The sequence below is a fragment of the candidate division KSB1 bacterium genome (genome assembly GCA_034506395.1).
In the GTDB taxonomy this organism is placed as follows: Bacteria; Zhuqueibacterota; Zhuqueibacteria; order Thermofontimicrobiales; family Thermofontimicrobiaceae; genus Thermofontimicrobium.
Map to the genome: position 1 here is coordinate 209,722 of JAPDPQ010000005.1, position 26,086 is coordinate 235,807.

At 46.5% G+C, this 26,086-nt stretch carries 20 protein-coding genes; 16 read left to right on the top strand and 4 right to left on the bottom strand.

Annotated elements, in window-relative coordinates:
- The first annotated feature begins 8 nt into the window (after positions 1-8).
- From coxB to surE, 16 genes are all read left to right on the top strand, one after another.
- A complete protein-coding gene (gene coxB, locus ONB37_05440; GenBank protein MDZ7399591.1) occupies positions 9-995 on the top strand; it encodes a cytochrome c oxidase subunit II in 987 nt (328 codons plus the stop codon).
- A 191-nt stretch (positions 996-1,186) separates the two neighbouring features.
- The gene (locus ONB37_05445) at positions 1,187-2,056 is read left to right on the top strand and encodes a protoheme IX farnesyltransferase (protein ID MDZ7399592.1); all 870 of its coding nucleotides are present in this window, start codon (positions 1,187-1,189) and stop codon (positions 2,054-2,056) included.
- Between the two features lie 15 nt (positions 2,057-2,071).
- The gene (locus ONB37_05450; GenBank protein ID MDZ7399593.1) at positions 2,072-3,364 is read left to right on the top strand and encodes a hypothetical protein; all 1,293 of its coding nucleotides are present in this window, start codon (positions 2,072-2,074) and stop codon (positions 3,362-3,364) included.
- A 540-nt stretch (positions 3,365-3,904) separates the two neighbouring features.
- A complete protein-coding gene (locus ONB37_05455) occupies positions 3,905-4,417 on the top strand; it encodes a cytochrome c family protein (protein MDZ7399594.1) in 513 nt (170 codons plus the stop codon).
- 12 nt (positions 4,418-4,429) lie between these two features.
- Positions 4,430-4,762 (top strand): nucleotidyltransferase domain-containing protein, encoded by a 333-nt coding sequence (locus tag ONB37_05460; protein ID MDZ7399595.1) that lies wholly within the window; start codon positions 4,430-4,432, stop codon positions 4,760-4,762.
- Complete coding sequence (locus tag ONB37_05465) at positions 4,752-5,150, top strand: HEPN domain-containing protein (GenBank protein MDZ7399596.1); 399 nt, start codon at positions 4,752-4,754, stop codon at positions 5,148-5,150. The genes ONB37_05460 and ONB37_05465 overlap by 11 nt, the downstream gene beginning before the upstream one ends.
- Positions 5,151-5,227: 77 nt before the next feature.
- Positions 5,228-8,029, top strand: coding sequence for a 4Fe-4S dicluster domain-containing protein (locus ONB37_05470; GenBank protein MDZ7399597.1), 2,802 nt, complete (start codon positions 5,228-5,230; stop codon positions 8,027-8,029).
- 168 nt (positions 8,030-8,197) lie between these two features.
- Positions 8,198-8,644 carry a nucleotidyltransferase family protein gene (locus ONB37_05475; protein ID MDZ7399598.1) on the top strand — a complete coding sequence of 149 codons (447 nt, stop codon included), beginning with the start codon at positions 8,198-8,200 and terminating at the stop codon, positions 8,642-8,644.
- Positions 8,645-8,723: 79 nt separating this feature from the next.
- Entirely contained in the window at positions 8,724-10,028 is a 1,305-nt protein-coding gene (nrfD, locus tag ONB37_05480) for a polysulfide reductase NrfD (protein ID MDZ7399599.1), read from the top strand.
- A complete protein-coding gene (locus tag ONB37_05485; GenBank protein ID MDZ7399600.1) occupies positions 10,025-10,447 on the top strand; it encodes a DUF3341 domain-containing protein in 423 nt (140 codons plus the stop codon). Before nrfD ends, ONB37_05485 begins: the two co-directional genes overlap by 4 nt.
- 405 nt (positions 10,448-10,852) lie before the next feature.
- Positions 10,853-12,418: a bifunctional response regulator/alkaline phosphatase family protein gene (locus ONB37_05490; protein MDZ7399601.1), complete on the top strand. Its 1,566-nt coding sequence runs from the start codon at positions 10,853-10,855 to the stop codon at positions 12,416-12,418.
- A 229-nt stretch (positions 12,419-12,647) separates the two neighbouring features.
- Positions 12,648-13,124 carry a tRNA (adenosine(37)-N6)-threonylcarbamoyltransferase complex ATPase subunit type 1 TsaE gene (gene tsaE / locus ONB37_05495; protein MDZ7399602.1) on the top strand — a complete coding sequence of 159 codons (477 nt, stop codon included), beginning with the start codon at positions 12,648-12,650 and terminating at the stop codon, positions 13,122-13,124.
- A gap of 12 nt (positions 13,125-13,136) precedes the next feature.
- A complete protein-coding gene (gene tsaB, locus ONB37_05500; GenBank protein MDZ7399603.1) occupies positions 13,137-13,823 on the top strand; it encodes a tRNA (adenosine(37)-N6)-threonylcarbamoyltransferase complex dimerization subunit type 1 TsaB in 687 nt (228 codons plus the stop codon).
- A gap of 3 nt (positions 13,824-13,826) precedes the next feature.
- Complete coding sequence (gene rimI, locus ONB37_05505) at positions 13,827-14,381, top strand: ribosomal protein S18-alanine N-acetyltransferase (protein ID MDZ7399604.1); 555 nt, start codon at positions 13,827-13,829, stop codon at positions 14,379-14,381.
- A 3-nt stretch (positions 14,382-14,384) separates the two neighbouring features.
- Positions 14,385-15,275 (top strand): acetyl-CoA carboxylase, carboxyltransferase subunit beta, encoded by an 891-nt coding sequence (gene accD, locus ONB37_05510; protein MDZ7399605.1) that lies wholly within the window; start codon positions 14,385-14,387, stop codon positions 15,273-15,275.
- A complete protein-coding gene (gene surE, locus ONB37_05515) occupies positions 15,238-16,008 on the top strand; it encodes a 5'/3'-nucleotidase SurE (GenBank protein MDZ7399606.1) in 771 nt (256 codons plus the stop codon). Before accD ends, surE begins: the two co-directional genes overlap by 38 nt.
- A 227-nt stretch (positions 16,009-16,235) precedes the next feature.
- Here surE and ONB37_05520 read toward each other — a convergent pair whose 3' ends face one another.
- From ONB37_05520 to ONB37_05535, 4 genes are all read right to left on the bottom strand, one after another.
- A complete protein-coding gene (locus ONB37_05520) occupies positions 16,236-20,036 on the bottom strand; it encodes a PKD domain-containing protein (protein MDZ7399607.1) in 3,801 nt (1,266 codons plus the stop codon).
- Positions 20,037-20,370: 334 nt separating this feature from the next.
- Entirely contained in the window at positions 20,371-22,482 is a 2,112-nt protein-coding gene (locus tag ONB37_05525; protein ID MDZ7399608.1) for an adenylate/guanylate cyclase domain-containing protein, read from the bottom strand.
- Between the two features lie 312 nt (positions 22,483-22,794).
- Positions 22,795-25,347, bottom strand: a complete 2,553-nt coding sequence (locus tag ONB37_05530) for a hypothetical protein (GenBank protein MDZ7399609.1) — start codon at positions 25,345-25,347, stop codon at positions 22,795-22,797.
- Between the two features lie 18 nt (positions 25,348-25,365).
- Positions 25,366-26,049 (bottom strand): FecR family protein, encoded by a 684-nt coding sequence (locus ONB37_05535; GenBank protein MDZ7399610.1) that lies wholly within the window; start codon positions 26,047-26,049, stop codon positions 25,366-25,368.
- Between the last annotated feature and the right edge of the window lie 37 nt (positions 26,050-26,086).

Consider the following 26,086-nt stretch of genomic DNA (forward strand, 5'->3'; position numbering starts at 1 on the left):
GTGAAATTATGATCGTTGACACAGCGAATATCCCGCAAACCGTCAATAACGTCTTTTATTTAATCTTAGCCATTTCCGTGGTGCTGCTGCTGCTCATCACGTTTCTGATGGTCTTTTTTGTCATCAAATATCATCGCAAGCGGAACAAAGAGCCGAAGGATATCGAGGGCAATACCTGGCTGGAGATCACCTGGACGGTTATCCCCACCATTCTGGTACTGGGCATGTTCTACTACGGCTGGATCGGCTACAAAATGATGAAGGATGTGCCTAAGGATGCGATGACCATCAACGTTACGGGGCGCATGTGGTCGTGGCTATTCGAATATGAGAACGGCATCCAGAGCGACACGTTGTACGTGCCTGTGGACAAGCCGATCCGCATCAATTTGAAATCCCAGGATGTGCTGCATAGCTTTTATATCCCCGCCTTTCGGGTGAAGCATGATGTGGTGCCTGGGAATGAACAGGGATACGTCTGGTTTCAACCCAAAGAGCTGGGCACGTATGATGTCTTCTGCGCCGAGTATTGCGGCCAGCAACATGCCTATATGAAGACCAAGCTGGTGGTGCTGCCTGAAACGGATTTTCAGGCCTGGTTGAGCAAGAAAGGCGGAGCAGCTCCTGCTGCCGATTCGGTCGCCATAAAGCCCATGACAACCTCTTCCTCAGCCGAGCCAGCAAAAACCGATGCGCCCAAAGAAATTCCCCGTGGCCTGGCCTTGCTGAACGAAAAGCAATGCACCGCCTGCCACTCCCTGGACGGCTCGCTGCTGGTGGCCACGACTTTCAAGGGCATTTTCGGCAGGAAACAGATCGTGCTTACCGACGGCAAAGAACGAAGGATCACCATAGACGAGGCCTATTTCAAAAAATCGATTCTGGAACCCAACGCCGATGTTGTGAAAGGCTTCGATCCGATCATGCCCGAGACGGGAGGAATAACTGAGGGGGAGATTCGGGAGATGATGGAGTATGTTAAGGGGTTGAAGTAGATTGATGTGACCGTCACTTTAGAAGTGACGGTCACATTAAAACTCTAAATCTATCCGTCAACCGACGGAGGGACTTTGCAAGGGGCGCATTCCACCCTTTGAAGCGACCGAAGGAAGTACCCGCCAACTGGCGGGTAGGGGGTCAGGGGGGAGTTGATTTCGGCCATAGTTAGTTTTTTAGCAGGAGTGTTGTGATTAAAGACAGACTAACAACTTTTTTTGCGCTTATCAAACTCAAAATCACCACCGCCGTCGCATTGACGACAGCCGTGGGCTATGTTTTGGCGGTGGAACAATTATCGAGCCAAATTTTCATCCCGATGCTGGGTATCTGGTTATTGGCCTGCGGCTCATCGGCGTTGAACGAATTGCAGGAACGAACCATCGACGGCCTCATGCGCCGCACTCGGCAACGGCCATTGCCTGCCCATCGAATTGAAACCAGAACTGCGGTGGTTATCATCATGATTTTATCATTGGCGGGGACGCTGGTTTTATATTTTGGAACGAACCTGTTAGCGACGGTACTGGGCCTGTTCGCCCTAATCTGGTACAATGGTGTCTACACGCCGCTCAAAAGAAAGACCGCCTTTGCCGCTGTGCCAGGCGCATTGATCGGCGCCATCCCGCCCATGGTCGGCTGGGTTGCTGGCGGCGGAAATATTTTCGATCCGACCATCGTTCTCATCGCCAGCTTTTTCTTCATCTGGCAGGTGCCCCATTTCTGGCTGCTGCTCATGCTGTCGGGCGATGACTACCAGCGAGCGGGACTGCCATCATTGACCAGATTTTTTTCCATGGCCCAGATCGCCCGAATTACATTTATCTGGACACTAACGACAGCCCTGGCGGCGCTGATCATTATCAATTTCATTGGAGTGGAGTCCATAGCGATTAAAATTGCTGTTCTGATGATGGCCGCTGGCCTTGTTTGGCAGGCGAGCACAACTCTGCAGGCCAAACAGCGCCCGTGGCGATTGAGACATGCGTTTATCGGCATTAATATCTTTGCGCTATTGGTGACCCTTTTTCTGGCGATTGACAAATTGATGAATATTTAATGAGGTAATTTCCCCATGCAATTTTCCGATCAATTCACCCTGCTGGCCACACCAGCCCATCTGTCACTGGTTAAAATTTTATTGCTGATCATGTTTCTGCTCCATCTGCCGTACATCGGATTGCTCATCGGCAGTTCATTTCTTTCAGTTTGGTTCAATTTATCAGGCCGAAAGAATAAAAATCCACTGCACTCGAGCTTTGCCAGGGATCTGATCGAGCTGGCGGCGTTCAATAATAGCATCGGACTGGTGTTGGGCGCTCTCCCACTGTTGGTGATTGCGCTGATCTATTCCCAGATCCTCTACGGCGGCAATGCAGTAACCCTGCAATATCTGATTTATTCTTTCCTGCCGATCTTACTGGGATTGATCGCCGTTTACATCTATCGCTTCACGGTGCGCAGCGAAAAAATTGTTTATGTGTTGGTGGGCGCCTTGGGGGTGTTGCTATTGCTGGCGGGATATTTTGTGTTCATCGCCAGTATCGCCCGTTTTCATGATCCCGAAAAATGGGCCTTCATCAAACATCCCGTCCAGGTTTTGATCGGCTGGCACGCCATCGGCAATTATTTGGCCTTTTTGACCAGTTCCTTCGCCATCACAGGGATTGGCATCATTTTCTTTTTCTTCGCCTGGGGAAAAAAGCTCTCAACCGATACCACTGAATATGCCGCCTGGGTGAAAAAGTTCGGCCTGACCATCGGGTTGATTTTTACGCTATTGACGCCCCTGTTCATCGTTTTCAGTTTGATCAACTTGCCCGACATCGCCTATTCCTATACTGTGATTGCCATGTCGATCGTCCTTCTAATTTTGCTGGCGGTGGTAAGCAATGTACTGGCGAAGCTGCTGCAAGGGGCTTCCATCAGGCTGGGCATCTCCGCCTTCATCCTCTCGATCCTGGCCTTTTTAGTGATGATTTTGAATAGCAGTACGGCTCGAGAGAATGCCTTGCTGGAGCATAACAAATTTCTGGCGCTGGAATCCCAGGCTCGACTGGCCAAGATACTCCCCGAACGGCAAATGGAAGAAGGCGGCGGCATCACCGATTACGCCAAAGGAGAGGCGATTTACAAGCGGATTTGTTCCTCCTGCCATCGGTTTGATCAAAAAATCGTAGGGCCGCCATACGTGACGGTGTTGCCCAAATATGAAAACGACATCCAAAAATTGATCGCCTTCGTCTCCAATCCGTACAAAGTGAACCCCAACTATCCACCGATGCCGAACCAGGGGCTCAAGATTACGGAGGTCGAGGCAGTGGCGGGGTATTTGTTGAAGACGTATCAGGAGCAGTATAAGAAGTGAGTTGGGGTGTTGGGCGATTGGGAGATTGGGTAATTGGGTAACTGGGGGATTGGGTGATCGGGAAAATAGGTAATTAGTGCCTGAACGAAAACTATTGAATTTGTAGCAAAAATGTCATTCCGAACGAAGTGAGGAATCTGTTTTTTACACAAATATTGGATTTACAGATTTCTCCCTTCGGTCGAAATGACAGAATGGTGAGTTTTCGTTCAAACACTAATTAGGTAATTAGTGCGTGAACGAAAATGCTGAATTTTCTATAAAGCAGTCATTGCGAGCGGAGCGAAGCAATCTCTTAATCTTTCAAGTTTCTTAAAGATTGCTTCTCCGCCTTCGGCGGATCGCAATGACATCAGAGGCAGTAATAACTGAGTCTTCGTTCAAGCACTAATTCGATGACTTGGAAACTAAATTCTGAGTCGTTTCGATTCCCAGTTAAAAAAGATATCTTTTCTGTGGGATTCCAATTCTGTGGAAGCACGCTTTTTAGTTAGTAAATGCCCAAGGTGGCTAAGAAAGTAATCAAGAGGAGTACAGGCAGTGAAACTGAATACCAGAGCGTTACTGATTAGCGGTTATTTCGGATTTTTGATCCTGTTGGTTTTGTTATTGGGCTATCTCTGGAAAACGTATCGCAAGGCGCCCGACCAGCCCATTGCGTTCAGTCATCAGCGGCATGTTTCCTTTGTCGGCTTGCAGTGCACGCATTGCCATGCCTACGTTGAGAAGGCCGCCAAGCCAGGCATTCCCGCCGTAGCCGTGTGCATGGAATGCCACCAGAATGTAGCGACCGATCGGCCCGAGATCATCAAATTGACCAAATACTGGAACGATAAACAGCCTGTGCCCTGGAACAAAGTGCACTATCTGCCACCCCATGTCAATTTCACGCACAAACGCCATATCAAACGGGGCTTTGACTGCGCTGTCTGCCATGGCGAGGTGAAGAATATGGAAAAGATCCGCCAGGTGAAATCGCTGCGCATGGGCTGGTGTCTCACCTGTCATCGGGCAAATGGAGGATCGGAGGACTGTTGGACGTGTCATAAGTGAGGATGCAATATCATGGATCGAGGAAAATTGTTTTCAGATGTCAATAAGTACATGGCAGAAATATTCGGGAACAAACTAAAAAAGATTTTTTTATACGGCTCTTATGCAAAAAATAAGCAGACCAAGGAATCTGATATTGATTTTTTCGTGCTGGTCGATGAGACTGAAGAAGATTTGAAAAAAGTTAGATATCGAATTGCCGATGTCATGGCGGAATTATCATTAAATCACGACGTACTTGTTTCGATCACAGAGGAGACTTTGAATCGATTTATGGAATACTCTGAAATATTGCCTTTCTATCAAATTATAAAGAAGGAAGGTGTCGTGATTTATGGAAAATAGACTTTCAGATTTATCAAAATATCGCCTGGAAAAAGCGAAAGAGGATTTAGAAGCATCAGAGCTTATGCTGAAGAACGGAAAATTTTCTCAATCGATTAATCGCTCTTACTACGCCATTTTTCATGCTGTTAGAGCCCTGCTGGCACATGATAAATTCGACTCACAAAAACATTCAGGAATAATTTCTTATTTCAACCAGCATTATGTGAAGACAGGGAAAATTGAGATTGAATTTTCAAGAATGCTAACTTCGGCCTTTAAGATTAGAAGCGATAGTGACTACAAAGATTTTTATGTCGTAGCACAGGAAGATGCGGAGCTTCAATTAGAAAATGCAAAGAAATTTCTAAAAAGAATACAAGCATTTTTGGAGAGCCTTTTAGAATAGTATATCCGAAAAAGAAAATTCCAGTTCATCCTGTTCATCCAGTCAAAAATAAACTCAATCGGTTTCGGAGGAAATAAATGCAGAGAAGGGATTTTATCAAACTATTAGGCCTGGCGTCGGGCGCAGCGGTGATGGAATCTTGTGGGGCAAAAAAGGGTGCGGAAAAGCTCATCCCTCATGTCATCCCCCCAGAAGTGGAGATCATCCCCAGCGAGGCAATCTATTTCAGCACCACCTGCACGGAATGTCCCGCCCATTGCGGGGTCTCGGCCAAAGTCGTGGAGAAGCAGATCGACAACAAAAGGCTGGGCCGCTATCCGATCAAATTAGAGGGCATTCCAGGTCATCCGATCAACGATGGCAAATTGTGCCTGCGGGGACAATCGTCGCTGACACGACTGTATCACCCCGATCGCTTGCGCCAGCCCATGATGCGGGACGGGAGCGGCAAATGGACAGCGTGCACCTGGGACCAAGCCTTTGCCAGAATAGTCGAGGCACTAAAAAAATCCAGCCGCCGCCACGTCTATCTCTCCAGCCGAACCACAGGCTCGCTGTCCAATCTGATCGATACGTTCTGCCAGAAGCTGAAAATCGACCGATTGGCCGAGTTCGAGGTATTTGCCCATGCCAATCTCAGGGAAGCCAATAGCATTTTGTTCAATCGCAAAGAGATCCCTTCCTATCGGATCGAACAGGCTGATTTTTTGGTGACGCTCGGCGCCGATATCTTCGAGACCTTCGTCAGCCCCGTCAGCCATGCCGTCCAGTTTGCCCGTGCCAAACAGAAGGGCAATTTCAACTGGCTGCATCTCGAGCCGCATGTTTCGCTGACGGGCTTGCAGGCCAATGAGCGATGGGAACTGCATCCTCAGAGCGAAATCTATCTGCTGGCTTTTCTATTGAAAAATGTCAACGCCAGACAAAACATCTCGGTCGATATTTTGAGCCAGATTCCAGACGTCTCAAAAGAAGAGACGGCTGCCAAAACAGGATTGAAGCTGGAACAATTGGATCGCCTCGTTGCGGAGCTAAATGCGGCGGCCAATCCATTGCTGATCATCGGGAGCATCGCCACAGGCGGCAAATGGGGACTGGAGACAGCGGTATTGGCGGGACTCGTGCAGTGGAAGCTGGGCATGATCGGCTCGACCATCGATTTTTCGAATGCCGTCAATTATTCCAGCGTGGGCTCGTTCAAAGACCTGGCCAATTTTTCTGCTTTGATTCAGAACAGCAAAATCGGGGTGGCGTTTATTTCCAAAGTCGAGCCGATTGAGAAACATCCGTTTGGGTTTTATCTGCGAGAGAGCTTGCAATTAGCGGAGTTGGTGGTCGGCATTGGCGATTTTATGCCCTCGCTCAACGAAAAATATAACGTATTGCTCCCGCTCTCGCACTCGCTGGAATCCTGGGGTGATGCCCAGCCCAATGCAGGTCTGCTCAATGTCATTCAGCCTGTGTTGGAACCGCTGCACAACACGCTGGCCGAGGGCGACATCCTGATCAAGCTGATTCAGGCCTACTCGGGCGAAACCATTGCACCCAATTTTCAGGATTATGTGTTCACTCAATGGAAAAAGCAGTTCAGCGAAAGCCAGATCGAAGCCATGCTAACGAAAGGTTATGTTGAATTATCAAGACCCAATGCGGCACTGGTATTGAATAATAAATCGCTCAATAATTTTCTGCCGAGCCTAAAGCTGCCCAGCTCGCTGCCCGCCGCAGTGCTGCTGGCCACGCCATCGATCAAAGCGTACGACGGTCGCAGCGCCAATCTGCCGTTGATCAAAGAGATCCCCGATCCGCTGACCACGATCACCTTTGACCGATGGGTGGCGATCGACGAGAAAACCGCTCAGACCAAACGGATCAAGGACGGCGACATCGTGGCGGTCTTTTCGGGCGATAAAAAGATCGTCGAGCTGCCTGCGAAAATTCAACCCGTGCTGTCCCATAAGGTCATCATGATCCAGCGGGACATGCTGGAGACCTTTGCCCTGGCGCTGGATGAGCGGACGGGCGAAAGCCTATGTTATCTCGACGAAATTCGGCTGGAGAAGACGGAGGAGAAATTCAGGCTGTCGATCCTCTCTGGCTCGCTGTCGCAACAGGGTCGGGGCGTGATCCCGCATCCGAATCATCGGGAGCATCACCACGAGCGGCATAGCCTTTATCCCGAGCACGAGCATCCCGATTACCGCTGGGCCATGGCCATCGATCTGGACCTGTGCATCGGCTGTGGTGCCTGCGTGGCAGCGTGTTATATCGAAAACAATGTGGCCATTGTCGGCAGGGAACGACATGTTCGGGGCGGCGAGATGTCCTGGATTCGCATTGAGCCGTATTATGAAAATGGAGAAGGCGTCCACTTTTTGCCCATGCTGTGCCAGCATTGCGACTATGCGCCGTGCGAGTCGGTCTGTCCCGTTTATGCGCCATACCATACGCCAGAGGGATTGAACGCCCAGGTTTACAATCGCTGTGTGGGAACCAGGTATTGCTCCAACAATTGTCCGTACAAGGTCCGCCGTTTCAACTGGCTTACGCCGCCGAGGCCCGAGCCGATGGATAAGATGGTCAATCCCGAAATGTGGGCCCGCCCTAAAGGTGTGATGGAGAAATGTACTTTCTGTGTTCAGCGGATTCGGTTTGCCAAGGACAAGGCCAAGGACGAAAATCGCAAGGTGAGAGATGGCGAGATCATTCCCGCCTGCGCCCAGACCTGTCCGACCAATGCGATTGTGTTCGGTAATATCAAAGATAAAAATTCTCGGGTCTATCAATTGGCACATTCGGAGCGGGCATTTCGAGTTTTCGAGCAATTAGGGACGGAGCCAGCGGTGTATTATTTGCATCGGAAGCATAATGGCCTATAAACAAGTTAAGTGATTGTAAACCGTATTGGAAATTACATATGATCAAGAAAGTTGTAAATAAACGAAATCTACATAATTTCTCCTCGATCAAAGAGGATTTAGCCTACTGGCGAAGTCGTCCACCAGAGGAACGAGTCGCTGCCGTCGATTATTTAAGAAGGCAATTTTATGGAAATACAGCCAGACTTCAGAGATTTGCTCGAGTTATTCAACGCTCACAAAGTTGAATATATGGTTGTCGGGGGCTATGCGCTTGCATTTCATGGAGCGCCTCGGTTTACGGGCGACCTGGACATTTTTGTCAAGCCTTCTCCTGAAAATGCAAAGCGAATTCTATCAGCATTGGATGAATTCGGTTTCGGTTCCGTTGGCTTATCGTTGGAAGATTTGGAGTATCCCGATAAAGTCGTTCAGCTTGGATTCCCGCCAGTCAGGATAGATATCATTACCTCTATCACGGGAGTTACATGGGAAGAGGCATTCTCTAATTGTGTGGAGGGAAAGTATGGTGATGTTGTCGTTAGATATATTGGCCTTGATGATTTCATCAAAAATAAGCGTTCGATGGGCAGAAAAAAAGATCAGGCAGATTTGGAAGCACTTGGCGAAGATTAACATTTTCGATCAAATTGAATATGTAGATTATGCTGGAAAATAAAATTCGGAAAAAATAAATTGAACGGTCAAGGACTCTATGGAAACCAAACCAACAGACTTCAACCTCAAGTTAGAACAAGACGTCCTCGCTGGGATGCGCAAGCCCAGCCGAACCTATTGGCTGGCGCTGGGATTCTCGGTCGCCCTGGTCATCTTATGGGCCAGCCTGTGGGGCTATCAAATTAAAAATGGTCTGCAGGTGGTCGGCAAAAATAACCCTGTCGGCTGGGCCGTCTATCTCACCAGCTTCGTGTTCTGGGTCGGCATCGCCCACTCGGGCACGCTGATCTCAGCAGTGCTATTTCTATTTCGGGCCAAATTCCGCAACGCCTTCAACCGCACGGCCGAGGCCATGACTCTGATCGCCATTGTGGTAGCGGGACTATTTCCCATCATCCATCTGGGCCGCCCCTGGAAATTTTACTGGCTGCTCCCCTACCCCAATCAGCGGCTGTTGTGGATCAACTTCAAATCGCCGCTGGCTTGGGACGTGTTTGCGGTGAGCACCTATTTCATCGTTAGCCTCGTGTTTTTCTACGTGGGGCTGGTGCCCGACTTTGCCATCGTCCGCCGCTATTTTTCGGGCGTGAAGAAAAAAATTTATAGCATTTTCTCCCTGGGCTGGACAGGAACGCTGCGGCAATGGCTGCATTACAACAAGCTGTATCTGTTCCTGGCCGCCTTTGCCACGCCGTTGGTGATCTCGGTGCACTCGGTCGTGTCCTGGGATTTTGCCATGAGCGTGACGCCTGGCTGGCACACCACCATCTTCGCCCCCTACTTCGTGGCAGGCGCTATCTTTTCGGGCACGGCCATGGTGATGACGCTAATGATCCCGATGCGCAAAATTCTGAACCTGGAAAAATACATCACCGTCGATAAATTCGAGGGCATCGCCAAAATCCTGTTGTTCACCTCGCTCATCGTCACGTATGCCTATATTGTCGAATTTGGCATTGCCATCTACAGTGGCAATATCTTCGAGGCGTCGATTTTCAAATACCGAGCCGTGGGCGATTACTGGATCATCTACTGGATCATGATCACCTGCAATTCCATCATCCCAATGACCCTTTTCTGGCGCAAATTGCGGCGCAACCTGGCCTATCTGTTTGCAGTCTCGATCTTCGTTAATATCGGCATGTGGTGCGAGCGATTCAACATCATCGTGACTTCGCTATCGCATGAATACGAGCCATACGCCTGGGGCCTGTTTCGGCCCCAATTCACCGAGATCGGCATTTTCATCGGCAGCTTCGGCCTGTTCTTCACGGCCTTTTTGATCTTTGCCAAGCTGTTGCCCGTGCTATCCATGTCTGAATTGAAGGAGGAGAACGAATGAGCGAAAAATGGACCTTCACCGATAAACACGATTTTTTAAACAAGCTGGAGCAGCTCATTAGTTCAGGCATTTCGCCGCAGAAAATTTCGGTGGTGATGCCCTATCATGTGCATGAAGTGGAAGAATTGCTAAAATTACCGCCCAGCAAAATGCGTTTCTTTGCGCTGATCGGCGCCATGACGGGCACGGTCACTGGCTTTGCCTTCACGATTTTCACAGCGCTGCATTACAAAATTATTACCAGTGGCAAACCACTGATTTCGGTTCCGCCGTTCATCATCATCGCCTTTGCGCTGACGATCCTGTTCGGTTCGCTGATTTCGTTCGCTGGATTTCTGATCCTCTCGAAATTGCCCAGCCCGAGAAGCATTGCTGCACCAGAGGATTATGGAAATCAGTTTGTGATTGTGGTGGAGTGATGAATAGTGGAGAACTGCTATTATTTATTTTACAAAATTTCTCGTTTATGCAAATGCGATAATTTTTGGGAGCTCATCTTTTAGTTTACACGAATTCCTGAACAAAATAATATTCAAGAAGCTTGAAAAATTATAGAATTGTCGTTCCTCTCCCTTCGCAACCGAGCTGAGGGAGAGGACTTTCACAATTCACTAAAACCGAGTTCTGCTGTTTATTAATCTGCTGGTGAATCCTCTCAAAGATAGCTTTATGCTTTTTTGCGACTGCAGATCGTGATTACTACTTATCTTCTGACGAAAATGAACCGACAATCCTCATCTCATATCCTGAATAATATTCATTGACAATCTCTAAAAAATTTCTTATTTTGTAATGATGGGATGAGTTAATCAAGGTTGAAGAAAATGGGCACCACAAAACGAAAAGTTATTTGGGTTGATGACGAGATTGAGTTGCTGAAATCGCATATCATCTTTTTAGAGGAGCGGGGTTATCATATCACACCTGTTACCACTGCTGAGGATGCTCTTTCTTTGATTCAGAATGATCACTTTGATCTGGTTCTGTTGGATGAAATGCTAAATGGCATGGATGGCTTAACCGCTCTTTCAAAGATAAAAGATATCATGCCTTCGCTTCCAGTTATTATGATTACAAAAAACGAAGAAGAAATGATCATGGAGGAGGCGATCGGCAGTAAGATCGACGATTATCTTACCAAGCCTGTCAATCCATCGCAAATTTTATTATCATGCAAGAAGATTTTAGAAAGCACAAAGATTGAGAGAGAACGTCTTTCGCGCGACTATGTACAAAAATTCAATGAGGTTTCTCAGCGGGTGATGAGCCCCATGTCCCCTCAGGATTGGATCGATATTTATGTCGAATTAACCGAACTGGAGGTAGAGCTGGATCGACATGCTGAAGTAGGCTTGCGCGAGACGATGTTAGATCAGAAGCGAGCGTGCAATACGGAATTTGGCAAATTTATTGAGCGCAATTATAGAAATTGGGTAGCATCCAAAGATCGGCCAGTGCTCTCTACCGATTTGATCGCCACCTATATCGTTCCATTGCTCCAGCAGCGGAAAAATATCATTTTCATTGTAGTGGACAATCTGCGGTTGGATCAATGGCTGACGATGGAGCCGTTGATTTATCCGTATTTTCGTGTCAACAAATCTTATTACTTCTCAATTTTGCCGACGGCGACCCCCTATTCCCGGAATGCAATTTTTTCTGGTTTATTCCCTTACGAATTCAGCCAGCGCTACACTGACATTTGGACCAAAGGTATTGAGGATGAAACCAGTCAGAACCGATATGAGCATCAATTATTGACCTATCAAATCCATCGCCATCGATTTCCTGGGAATTTTGAGCCGACGATCAAATACATAAAAATTCTTGAGCAGGCTGAGGCAAATTACCTTTATAAAAATATAATGTCGCTCGCAAACGCCTCCTTGTTAGCTATCGTTGTCAATTTCATTGACTTTCTAGCCCATAGTCGGAGCGATTCTGAAGTTCTCAAGGAGATCGCCCCGGACGAGGCAGCCTTTCGATCATTGACGCGCTCATGGTTCGAACACTCAACCCTATTAAAAGTTTTGAAGCGTCTATCGAAAACAAACAATATCATCATCATTACTTCCGATCATGGAAGCATTCGCAGCAAGCGCGGGGCAAAAGTGTTGGGGGATCGCGAGACATCCACCAACTTGCGTTACAAATTTGGCCGCAATTTGAAATGCGACCCCAAGTTTGCCATCGAGGTGAAAAACCCGGTCGATTTTATGTTGCCTCAGCGGGGCATTAACACTAATTACTTAATCGCTAAAGAGGACTATTATTTTGTTTACCCAACCGATTATCACCATTATTTAAATTATTACAAAGACAGCTTTCAGCATGGCGGCATCTCGATGGAGGAGATGATTTTGCCCATCATCCGGTTGGAACAAAAATAAACTTTGATAATTCACTTTCCAATTAAGCAGAAACCAACACCTTGCACAATCGTCAGCAAAGGAGCCATTTTGTCTCTTTGAATGGAAAGGAATGCGAAGTCCATCAGTTTTGTTGAAGTGCGCATTGAATATCCAAATTAAAACACTGATATGAGCAATGATCGAATGATCGATCGCGTCTCCGATCGTGAAATTTGATCCGGCTGAGGGAAAAGACCGATAGGAAATTATGATTGTTACTTTTTTATCGAAACATGAACATGAAACGATCGAATGGGGCAAAAATTTGGGCCGATTGCTTGCACCCGGTGATGTGATTGGACTATTCGGCGATTTGGGCAGTGGCAAAACCAAAACGATTCAGGGAATTTGCCTGGGATTAGAATGCCATGACCCAGTAACCAGTCCAACATTTACGATCATTAACGAGTATCAAGGCAAATATCCCATCTACCATTTCGACCTATACCGAATAGATTCTGAACAGGAGTTGTACGACCTTGGTTACGAGGAATATTTTTATGATGAAGGCATTTGTTTGATCGAGTGGGCAGAGCGAATTCAGCCATTATTGCCCAGCGATCATCTTGAGATTCATTTAAAAAGTTTTTTTCAACCTGGCATGGATAATGTAAGAGAAATCGTCTTAAAAATCTTAGGATCAAAAATCTTAGGCAGAGATTGGCAAGTGATCCAGAGAAGATGATTGGAAATGATCATGAAAATCCTGGGCATCGATACATCGACTGATGTTTGTGCTGTCGCATTGACTGAGGATCAGCATTTGATCTCTGAGTATCGCAATTCTAACCGTCGCGCGCATGCTGAAAAGATTCTTCCAGCGATCGATTGGGTTTTGCGTGACGCAAAAATTACAATCAATGATCTTGGCGGTATTGCCGTCTCTATCGGTCCAGGTTCATTTACTGGTCTGCGAATCGGACTATCAGTCGTTAAGGGCTTGGCACTGGCCACGCATCTCCCAGTCGTGGCTGTGCCCTCGTTAGACGCTATCGCTGCTTCAGCTTTTTTTTGGCAAGGACAGATTTGTCCTCTGGTAAAATGCCAATCCAATGAAGCATACGCAGCGCTTTATCATTTTGAGAATGACATCCTTATTCGCGATTCAGATTATCAATTGGTTTTGTTGGACGCATTGGAGGAATTCATCCATCAAAAAACTTTGATCGTGAATATTGGGGCAAAAAATCTCTCAGATTCTCTTCGTGGGAGTTGGACAAACTTGGTCACATTAGCTCCAGAGCACCTTTCATTGGCAAGCGGTTATACTATTGCTCGATTGGGTTTTTATCGATTTCAAGACCAAAAATTAGAAAATATCGAGCATTTGGAGCCATTTTATCTAAAGGATTTCAAAGCTCGAAAAAAGCAAGGATTGTATTAGCTGATGCCGACGATCAAACTCGCTCCTTCGCCTAATAATTATCCATGGATAGATATTTCGAGGTTAGATTTGGCGGAGGGAATTGAGGTGCCATTATCCGATGGTAAGAAATACCATATCCGCTGGATGACTCCAGCGGATGTCCCAGTAGTGTGGAAGCTGGAGCAGGAAGTTTTCGCTTCCCCCTGGGCGATTGAAAATTTTCTCTACGAGCTGGGGAATCATGATTATAACATCTCACTGATCGCAGTGATGGATCAGCACCTGGCAGGGTATTCGGTCTCCTATCACGTCTATGATGAGCTACATATTAGTAACTTAGCTGTTGGGCCAAATTTTCGACGACGGAAAATCGGAGAGACCATCCTGGTGGTTAATCTAACAATTGCTCGGATTCGATCTATCAATCATGTTCACCTCGAAGTGCGAAGGTCCAATTTTCCTGCCATAGCTTTGTATCAGAAATATGGTTTTGAGATCGTCGGCGTTCGTAAAAACTATTACCAAAATGAACGCGAAGATGCACTGCTGATGACCAAGAAATTAACTATGGAGTAACTTATGGCTTGGTTTAAACGTGACAAATCAGGATTGATTACGCAAAAGAAAAAAGAATTGCCCGATGGGCTGTGGTTGAAATGTGAAAGTTGTAACGAGCTGGTCTATAAAAAAGAGCTCGACCGTAATTTGAGTGTTTGTGCCAAATGCGGTTACCATTTCCGAATGAAGAGCAGCCTCTATTTAAAATTACTGTTGGATGATGGTAATTTTGATGAATTCAACGCTAATATTATGTCTGTTGACGCCCTGAAATTCAAGGCGCAGAAGAAATACAGTGATCAACTGAAAGAAGCAATCAAAAAGACCGGCGTCAATGAAGCGGTGATTACTGGTTTTGGCAAGATTAATCATTATCCAGTTGTTTTAGCAGTTATGGATTTCTCTTTCATTGGGGGAAGCATGGGCTCAGTGGTCGGCGAAAAAGTCGCCCGAGCGACCAAGATCGCCATGGAGAAACAATTGCCCCTTATCATTGTTTCCGCCTCGGGTGGGGCCCGGATGATGGAAGGGGCGATGTCGTTGATGCAAATGGCTAAAACGGCAGCCTACTTAGCCCAATTGTCCGATCGTGGGTTACCATACATTTCTATTCTGACAAATCCTACCACTGGAGGTGTCAGCGCCAGTTATGCCATGTTGGGCGATGTGATTCTCGCTGAACCTGGCGCACTGATCGGGTTTGCTGGGCCCCGCGTGATTAAGCAAACCATTGGTCAGGACCTTCCCGAGGGCTTTCAAACTTCAGAGTTTCTGCTGAAGCACGGTTTTATTGATGCAATTGTTACCCGAAAAGAAATGAAGAACACACTCACTTTGCTCCTGAAATTTTTTGGATGCCGAAAAGAGGAAACCAATGAACAAGCCAATGACAATTCTGCTAACGAACGATGATGGGATTAATGCCCCAGGCTTGTATGCCTTGTTCAAAGAAATGAAAAAATACGGTAAAGTTTATATCGTTGCGCCCGATAGTGAAAAAAGCGCCGTGGGTCATGCCATTACGCTTTCAGACCCATTGCGAGTTCAGAACTACTACAAAAATGATGAGTTCTTTGGCTATGCAGTGAACGGGACTCCCGCTGATTGCGTAAAAATCGCCTACTGGGCACTCGATATTAAGCCAGACATCCTCATTTCAGGCATCAATCTCGGGTCTAACACGGGGATCAATATCATTTATTCGGGCACTGTTTCTGCGGCCACGGAAGGCATGTTTTTAAATATCCCCTCGTTCGCGATTTCTCTAACAACATTTACCAATCCCAACTTTGATATCGCTGCAAAATTTGCTGGAAGATTGACCAAAATCATTTTGAAGCATGGCCTGCCTAAAGGCACACTTCTGAATGTCAATGTTCCGGCAGTAGATAATGAGGCGGAGATCCGTGGCGTTAAAATTACCCGCCAAGGAAATGCCATGTATCGCGAAGAATTTGATAAACGCATTGACCCCCATAACCGGGTCTATTATTGGCTCACCGGCCAGAAGGTCCAATTAGAAACCGACCCCGAGGTCGATGACCGCGCCATCCTGAACAACCAGATCTCCATCACCCCAGTCCATTTCGATCTCACTGATTATGATTTCATGGAAGAATTAAAGCAATGGGATATTCGGTTTTAAATGAAAAATTAAACAGGATCGATATTGACTAGCGTCCTGATGCTTCGAATATCCTTTTCACCATCCGTTCCAAAAACTCAGTTGAACGCGATACAACACGATTGGATTATTAAAAGCACAGTAAGTACCTTGTGATTATCCGGGGCAGCTTCTTATTTGAAGCAGCGGCCCCGGATTTGATAGTTCGTGATAATTCCCAAGTCTAAAAAACCGAAATTCCACAAGCTTCACTGCAAAAGCAGCATCTTTCTTTCGAATAGTCTGCCTCCAGCTTTCAACCGGCAAATGTACACGCCGCTGGGAATTCTCTGGCCCATCCCGTGATGTGGGCTCCAAATGGCCGTATGGACACCAGCTTCTTTCATGCCTTCTTCCAAAATTGCCACTCGCTGACCCAACGAATTGAAAATCTCCAGAATGATAAAAGTTTTCTCTGGTAATTGATAAATAATGCGCGTTTCCGGGTTGAAAGGATTAGGAAAATTCTGAAAGAGTGCATAATCTTTGGGCAATTTGCTGAAATTATCAGCGTCTACACTCGTCGTCGAAACTTCAAAGCTCCCAATATTCGAAGCCGTTGATCCGACTCCATTGAAAGCCACTACTCGCCAATAATACTTTCCGCTCTGCAAAGGGAGCTTCGGCACATAGACAAAGCTGGTATCAAGAATGTAGTTATATTGATCGATCACATGGCCGAAGGTAATACCATCCGCGATACTCAATTGATACATAGGTCTTCCACCTTCAGGATCATGGCTTTTGTGCCAAAGGAATAAAATGGAATCTTCAGAGGCGGAAATGACCACTCCATTCGGTTTAATGATCGTAAACGGCTCTGGATTATCAGGTACACTCAGCACGGTTATTTTGCACGGCTTTGTATCGCTACCACCTGCGCCATCAAACACTTGCACGGTAATGGTTTCCTGCCCATGCCAGTTCGGCGGACCAAAAATGATGATTCGTCCTTTCGCATCCTCAGCTCGCCATTTAAGCATCACATTATTTTTTATCTGGAATTGGTAGTCGGTCGAATCATTATCTGGATCCGTCACTCTCGATCGGAGGTAGCTGTAGCTCCAAATCAACGTGTCATCTTCGAAAATCTGAAAATCTGGAAAAGCTGCCAGCACTGGCGGATCGTTGACTGGGAAGACGCGAAACAGCGTCAGACAACTATCAGCCAGTCCTGTTGGATCTACCGCTTTGAATTTAATAATTTCACTGCCATTCCAATCTGGATTAGGAACGAGGACAGTGGCGATCCGATTTTCGACCCTGAGGATCAGCTCTTTGTTTCCAGTAACGATCCAGGTGATCTGATCATCGCGGTGGTCAGGATCGTTCACATACGCATCCAGATGGATCGGCAAAAAACTCTGCCCCTCCAAAATTTGTTGATCTGGGATCGGCGTGACAACTGGCGGATGATTCCGGGCTTTGCTGGTAAACGTAGCGCTGGTCGTATCGGATGCTCCCAAAGGATCAGTCACTATAAACTGAATTGTTTCGCTGCCAACCCAGTTGGTGTCAGTTCGAGCAATCGATGCAATACGATTCGAGATTTTAACCGATAAATTCTTATTGTCCGCATAACTCCAACGCAGCTCTTCGTCACGATGATCCACATCAACCACAAAACTATCAAGCGATATCGGCTCAAATGCCTCGCCAACATATTTGACCTGATCTGGAATTTTCGATGCGACGGGTGGATCATTGATTGGGTGGACGATGAACAGAATGGTGGTCGTATCCGATAGACCACTAGGATCCGTAACGATCAAAGTCAGCCGCTCTTGTCCTGACCATTCTGGATCCCGAGGTCTGACATATAAAATGCGATTCGTTATTTCGCAGCTCAAATTCATCGCATTCAGGTATTGCCATTTAAGCTCGGCCACATTATGGTCTGGGTCGCTGACATGATTATCCAGATGGATCGGAGCAAAATCTTTCCCTTCATCTGTGACTTGATCTTTAATCGGTGCAATCTGCGGGGGATCATTGACATTGGTGACGGTGAAAGTGGCAGAAGTGCTGTCTTTCAACTGGCTCGGATCCATTGCGATAAAGAGAAGCGTCTCACTGCCAAACCAGTTTTCATCCAGCGGGACAATTGTGGCGACTCGGTTCGCATCAATGGATACAGATAAATTCTTGGCTCCTTCCACTTGCCAGAAAATATCCGCATCTGCATCATCTGGATCAGTGACGTAATCATCGAGGCGAATTTTCTGAAATGGAGTCCCTTCGGCGACGGTCTGGGATGGGATTGGCGAGACCACGGGTGGTTGGCTGATAATTTGAACTTTGGCAGTATCTAAACCGTAACCCTTGTCATCATCAGTGACCTTGAGCACCGCCAGATAAATACCTCCTTTTGGATAAGAAACTGGCACCGTCTGTCCAATGATCTCAAAGATGCCATCGGCGTCCAAATCCCACTCATAGGTCAATATATCCCGCTTCCCTGGATCTGTGGCGGATCCTTTCAAAATGACGGTTTCCCTGGGCATTCCCTGATACGGCCCTCCTGCATTAGCCTTCGGACTGACGTTATGAATCGTGACGTTGGCCAAACTGGTAGCAGATTTACCGCCATTATCGGTCACTCTTAATTTAGCCTGGCCACTGAAATCATCTTCATAGACATATCGGCAAATACTTGAAGTGGTAGTGGTATCGTAACTGCCGTCATTCTGCCAATCCCATTCATACTTAACGATCATGCCATCTGGGTCATAAGACTGGGAAGCGCTGAATTGGATCTGATCTCCTTCATTGCCGACATAAGGCCCTCCAGCATTCGCAATAGGAGATTGATTAGTCGGAATGGTGAGGATGCGCAGATAAACATTATAATTGGAGGGATAGACCAGGTAGAATTTTTGTCCAAATGATCGAACCAGATGCTTGTTCCTCCCTTCTGCACTGCCGCTTTTAGATACAATCTCAACTGGCGACTGCCACACCGCGCCGCTATCGTGAGACAATATAGTATACAACTTCCCCCCAGGCTGTTCTGAAAAAGCGAGCAATAGCGTTTGACCGTCATCACTGGCGGCGATCGAGCCTAACCCCATTCCGATCTTCCAATCGACCAAATAGCCCGCTGGAGTGGCTGCTTTGTCCACTAACTTTGAATTCTTGAGAAATTTAACATAACGGACCGAAGGTTGCCCATTACGACTCTCGTCTTCGGAAGCCCCATAACAGATATGGACATAGCCTGTGGAATCCACGGCTACATCTGGGCTACCATTGCGGCCAAAACATTGGGCACTATGGATGTCTCCCCATGTGGTGAATGTATTTCCTCCATCCATTGAATAGAAATAGTATACTTTGCCATTCGGATCTGGGATACCGGACACGATGTGGATTTCGTTTGGAGAACGTGTGGTTATTTCGATCCGATCGTCAGCCCGATAGACGTAAGGCAGGTTTGATCCCAATTCATGCTGCTTATCGATGGCGTTATTTTTGATCCGAAAATATTTGACTCGTCCATGAATACTGCCCTCTTCGTCAAAAATGAATCCCTGAACCACATGGGCAATGTTATTTCGATCTACATCGATGCGGACCATATAGCCGCGCCGCACATTTTGGGAGAGACGAATTTTGTTCTGCCATCCAGTAGCAGTTTTTTTGATGTAGTAAACAGAAAATGTCGGAGCACCATCTGGATCATCTCCCTCATAGACCCGATAGCAAACATGGGGATAACCATTCATATCGACGGCTACTGATGCTCCAAAATGCCACTCACCTTGATCGTTTTCTGCTCCAGGCACTTTTTCTTGGCTCATGATGGCTCCACTTGGGCTGACTTTGGTGAGCGTTACGCCATTGGTCATACTGAGAATATAGACATTGCCACTGTTCGGATCTATATCCATATCAGGGGTGTCGCCACTGGAAATCAAAATCGGATTTGACCATTGCTGACCAAAGAGCGGCAACGAAATAATCCCCAACAGCAATGCCATACTGAATCGTTTGCTAGATCTGATCATCATGACTCATAACTCCTTTCTCCCTCAAACAGGGAATAGATTGGGGGCATTATTGGTTTTGAGTGAAATGAACCTTAATTCTATCGATACCGATGTTCATTGGAAAATGATTTTCGTTTTAGACATCGAACATTTAGATCGACATCTATAATCAGATTAATCTCTTTGAATGGAACTAATGGACAATGAGATTCAACCCCATTTCAATTCCTTGGTCATCTCCAATCGAAGCCATCGAATTTTTGACTCATCTTCAGCTAGAGTCCTTTGCGTTAACTTGTGTTTGTGATCGAATTTGATTGGCAGACAAAATTATTGAATTCCTCGCACTGAATATTCATTTAAAAGCAAACTCAAAAACACCATCCCAATCCTCGGCTGGTGGATTTTGAATGAAATCCAGGCAACGCAAGGTATAGACCCGCGATGGTCCATCCGAGGGAAAATAGCGCAATATGCGACGAAATTCCTTGAGTGCTCGATTCCAGCGCCGCTGTCTGAACAGTTGCAAAGCATAATGATAGACATCGATAATCAATTCCTTCTCGATTGATGGGACGGAATGCATTCCGCGAAGCTCATAGATTCTGACGGGATGACGTTTGCCCTTGACCCGCACATAATCCAACTCGCGAACGATCGCCTGATCCTTTACTTCATTATAAGTGGATTCGCTGATAATTATCGATGTTGAATAATGTTTATTTGCTCCCTCTAACCTCGCACCTAAATTGACCTCGTCACCGATCACCGTGTAATCGAACAATTGAATAGATCCCAGATTGCCCACAATGACATTGCCAGTGTTGATGCCAATCCCTATCTGGAAATATTCGATCTCCTGAGCAGACCAATTCTTTTGTAACCGCCTCAATTCCGCGATCATGTCCAGAGCCGTCTGACAAGCCCGCAACGCATGATCAGGATAATAATAGGGCGCGCCATAAATGGCCATGATTTCGTCCCCAACAAACTTGTCCAAAGTGCCTCCATTATCAAAAATCACGTCAACCATGCTGGATAAGTATTCAGACAATCGCTGCACCACCACCTCCGGCGGATATTTTTCTGTATAAGTGGTAAATGAACGAATATCAGAAAACATCACTGTGAGCCTCTTCCGCTCCCCACCGAATTTGGGGAGCTCCCCGGTACTCAGCATGGATTCTACCACGTTTCGAGCAACATATTGCTGAAAGGTATTCCGAAATCGATTCTTCTCTTGATGCTCTTGGACAATCTTGAAAACCAGATTGACCGCATAACACAAGCTGAAATTGATAATCGGATAAACTATTGGTACCCAGCGGTTCACTTCTGAAAATAGCCAATAGCTGAGCACCAAATAACCGAAAATCGTCCCTGCTGCGCCGATCAATGCGAGGAATGGGCGCATTACCGACGTTAACAAAAATGCGATGACCGACAGGCAGACGATGATGAACAAAATCAGCCATGGATTCAGGGGACGAATGAAATCGCGGCTCAATATTGTATGCAGCGCATTGGCATGCACTTCAACCCCGGGCATTTTTCGCTTAACGCCATTTTGATTAAAATAGGGAGTATATTTGTTATCTTGCAGTTCATCAGCCGAGGCGCCGATAAAAACGATCTTGTTTTTGAATACACCTGACGATTTCCATACCTCGAAAATATCCGTGTCTTCGGCCGAGTCTGGCAGGGTATATCGCGCATCGTCAAGGACGTTGGCGAACGAATAGGTTGGGAAATGGCCAGCGGGACCCGCATAGTTGATCAACATCGCATCAGCACCGACTATGGGGATCGAATATTTGCCGACTTTCAGATTGTGATCTGCATCGCGCACAATGTCCTTTGGAGTCAATTTTTGCAAATAGCGCAAAACTTCTATTGCCAAGGGGAAATTTCGGGTATTGTTCTGGTCCTGAAATAAGCAATAACGGCGAATGAAGCCATCTTCATCCAGAAAAACATTCGCAAATCCCCAGTGAGCACCTGCGGATAGGAACTCGCTTAACGGTTTTAGGACATAGCGATTGACAACATCATTGTTGCCATATTCGGCAATCAGTTTTCCTGCGAGGATTACGCGAGGGAAATGTCGGATGACCTGCGCGAGGACAACATCATCGTTTGGATCTAAATTCGATGGTTCAGTCAGCTCAATATCCAGCACGACGAGCGCAGCGCCAGCCTGAAATAGATTGAGAATTGCTCGGGCATAAAAGGGCCGCTGAAATGGCCACTTGCTTTTGAGGCTTAAAAATGATTGATCATCAATGGTTACCAGAACGATGCCAGCATGTGTGACATTTCTATTGCCTCGTAATCGGAATCTCAGATCATAGCTCTTGAGCTCTAATAGCCGATAAACCCCAAAAAGCTGAAGCAACCCAGCGAATAGCATCGTTGCGATAACAAATATGATTCCTCCCTGCCATAGTTTTTGAACCAATTGTTTCATTGCGCAACTATGGGCAAGTTAAGTGAATTTGTTTCATCGAGCCACTTTAAAAATTGAAAGCTTGAAATTAAATATCGATTGCATTATCCAATTAGCTCCTAACCGCGCTGATTGTGATGCTCCTTGAAAATGGACGGCTATTAAATGCATAGATCAGGATTTTTTCCAAAAACTAGCATTCTCCAATCCTGCTCGAAAGTAAGATCGGAAAGGCAGAAGGATAGGGGCTTCCCTCTGCCTTTCTTTTACCTTCACCTTCCGACAGGTAATTTCATAAACCAGTTAGAAACTTAGTCAAATGATCCAATTCAATTATCGCTGATAGCGAAATTCATATCGAACCCAAAAGATTCGATCCTGAAAATGGCCTGTTATTTTATCATCAAAATCAATAAAGGACATGTCCAACAGCAGCGCATGTTGATGATTCGGGCGATATTCAGCCCCAATCGTCAGCGCATTTCGCTGGTGATCTGTATAGTCCGAGCTGATCGGTCGCGGCAGCGGATTACCCAGACTGTCTTGATCCATCGTGACGGTCCCCACGGCTGAAGTTGTATTCCAGCCAGCCTGCAAGCTGAGCCGGCGATCGAGTAGCTTATAATCTGCCGCGATACCGAACATTCGATATTTGAAATCAGACAAACCTGCACCAGCGCTGTTCTGGTTCGTTGCATAGCTGATGACGGTCGTCAGCGGGATCTGATAATTGGTTCGCCACGACAACATCTGAATGTCATTGGCCATCGTATTTCCCAAACGATTGAAACCATCCGATCGATCGGCTGTGATGTAGCTAAGGGAAATATTATGATTCACCCCCAGCAGTGGCAGATCATAAGCCACCTGCAAAGAGATGTCTCGATTTTGGTAGTTGATGGCACGAGTTGTGATCGTGGTATCCAATCCGTTATCGCGAGACAAATTTTTCCAATTGAGCATCAGTTTGGGCAAGTACTTTGCCCTCGGATACACGGAAATGCCAATATTCATTCCCGACAGTTCGGTAGGAGCTGTGGAAGGCTCGCCGTCATCTTGATAAGAGCGTCCCTCTTGATATTTCTCATAGCCCAAATTGAGAAAAACCTGATTCCGATAGAGGCGAATGCGATCGTAAATCGAAAAGCCCTGGATATCTTTTCGGATATAATTATTGGCCAAGGCATAGAACTCGGCACCAACCGATTTATAAACCGCATAAATGTTTTGACCAAAATAATTGAATTTAAAACTGGCCTGATATGCTAATGAAGTTAGCTGCGACGGATCTAATGGAATCAATGAAGTATTGAGCACAAAATATTGCTCAAATTGGGATGGATCGAATGGGATCTCTCCGAAGGCAGAATCCAAGTCTGCCTGAGACATGGCACCTTCGGAAATGTCATTGGCAAGCAAGCTGAACGCAGCACTGGCTTTGAGCTCGATGCGATGATTGTCAAACGCCAGCAGCAGATCCGGGCCGAAAACGATATTATCCTTCGGTTGGGTCGAATATCGGACGGATTGAGGGTCATCCTTGACCTTGACCAAGTTCAGCCCCAATTGAAAATACTTGCCCCCACCGAAACTGGGCCGAATAGCCAGCACCCTCCGATCATAAGTCCCATAACGGTAAATGCCAGTTGTCGAGCGCACGGTATCCCCGCTCACCGGATGGATCCATCGCGTGGAGTCGCTTGCGATGGCGATCATCGGCTGACCTTCGATCGGCCGCTCAAGTTGGCCCTGGGCAAACTCCACATTCAAAAGTCCCAGCTTCAAATAGGCTTCGATCCCACGAACACGGCTGCCCCAGAGCATTAGCTCATTGAACCGAGGCGTGGTATCCCCAAATTTTACACCGATCCAGGGAGTCCCAGCCTCAAGGAGCAATCGGTTTCTGGGCTGAAATCTTGGATTCTCTCGGGAGGTATAATAGACCATTCCCCGATACTCAATTGGACCGAATTTGCCCTGAATATTACCCCCAATATTCTGATTGGACAGGGTACTATCGCTAATATGCTCGTTTTTCCATTCAGCGTAGATCCGACCGCTAAAGTTTGAACGCTGCTTTCGATTTTGGAATGGGTCTCTCGTTGAGTAAACAGAAAACTGCCATTCTTTACTATCCAGCGGTTTGCCCTTCTTATCTTTTGTCGTGATCTTCACCCGATGAATTCCAGCGCCCAAATTTTTGGGTACAAAGGAAACGATATTCGAGGTGATTTCAGCAAGGCTGGTGACTGGCTGATCATCCAAGTAAATTCTAACAGATTTCAGACTCAACATTTTTGTATTTCCAACAAACGATGCCGCAATGACCACTTCATTACTGGCAAGTGTCTCATTTGGTTCGGGACTGAGAATGATGATTTGAAACTCATCGCTCCTAGTTGGCGAAGCGTCAGGAGGTTTCTGGGATTTGGGAATGGTTTCTTTAGTCGGCTGCTGACCAATAGAAGTTACCTTCGGATTAACAATAATCTCGTAAGGGGCATAATAAGGATTGGACGCCGGGCTGGTAACCATCGCTTGATTGCGCAACACTGCCATAATGAAGTATTCGATCGCGGGCGACTTCACTTCGGAGCCGGGGATCTCACCGAAAAAACCGTTGGCTTGCTCAACCATCTCCTCATGCTGAAAATTGGACTGGCCTTTCTGTCGATAATAGAGCCGAAAGTATTGAACTTGAATATTTGGGTCTTCCAGCCGCGCCTCAATCCTCACAGCCTCCCCTTCAACCGCTGTCTTCTCTGGAAAATGGACGATCCCCCTCACACTCTGTGCCTGCGCTACCTGAAGTGGACCGTATCCTCCCAAAAATATGATGAAATTGACAAAAATAATCAAACAGAACTGCCCGCTTCCGACTTTCATAATCTCTCCAAGAACCCATTAATGATAGATCAGTTTCAGATGCTTTTTATTGCCATTGCTGTCCTGAAACTCGAACAACAGCTCGTTTCCATCCCGATTTTCTTTCGCCCAATTTAATACAGAATTGGGATCAGTATTGAATGCAACTGGAGCACCATTTTTGGTCAATTTTCCGGTTTGTCCCGCCTGAATCAAAATTTCACCCAATTTGTTCAGCAGTTGCACAATCCCTTCCACGACGATGATCTGTGTATTCCCCTCTGCATCAACAATTCCATAAAATTCGGTTCCTTTCACCGCTGCCACGCCCGAAGGCGTCTCCACGAGCAATTTACTCTGTTGATTCGTGGCTTTGACCCAAAATTCTCCAAGGGTGCAAATGATTCGTTTGGAGATGGACTGTTCGATTCGCTTTCCCCGAATCGCCAATGAAGAATTGTCCCGCACCTTGATCAGGCTTTTGTCATCTGTGAACATCACCGCAGCCAGTGAATTTTCGGCTGTCTTTAACATGTCCCCAGAATCAAGTCGCGTTCCGACCCGGCCATCGCGCCAGTCCTTGCTTTTTTCTTTCCGCAACTTCACCTCGCCTTTTGATTTCAAAATAATGGCAATATCCTTGCTGGTCTGCGTCCAACCAGGCGCAGTCCAACCGATGATGAATAGCCCGATAATCAAAATGAAATAATTCAAATACCTCATTGTGGTCACGTCCCTGTTGCAGTTCAAAAATTCGAAT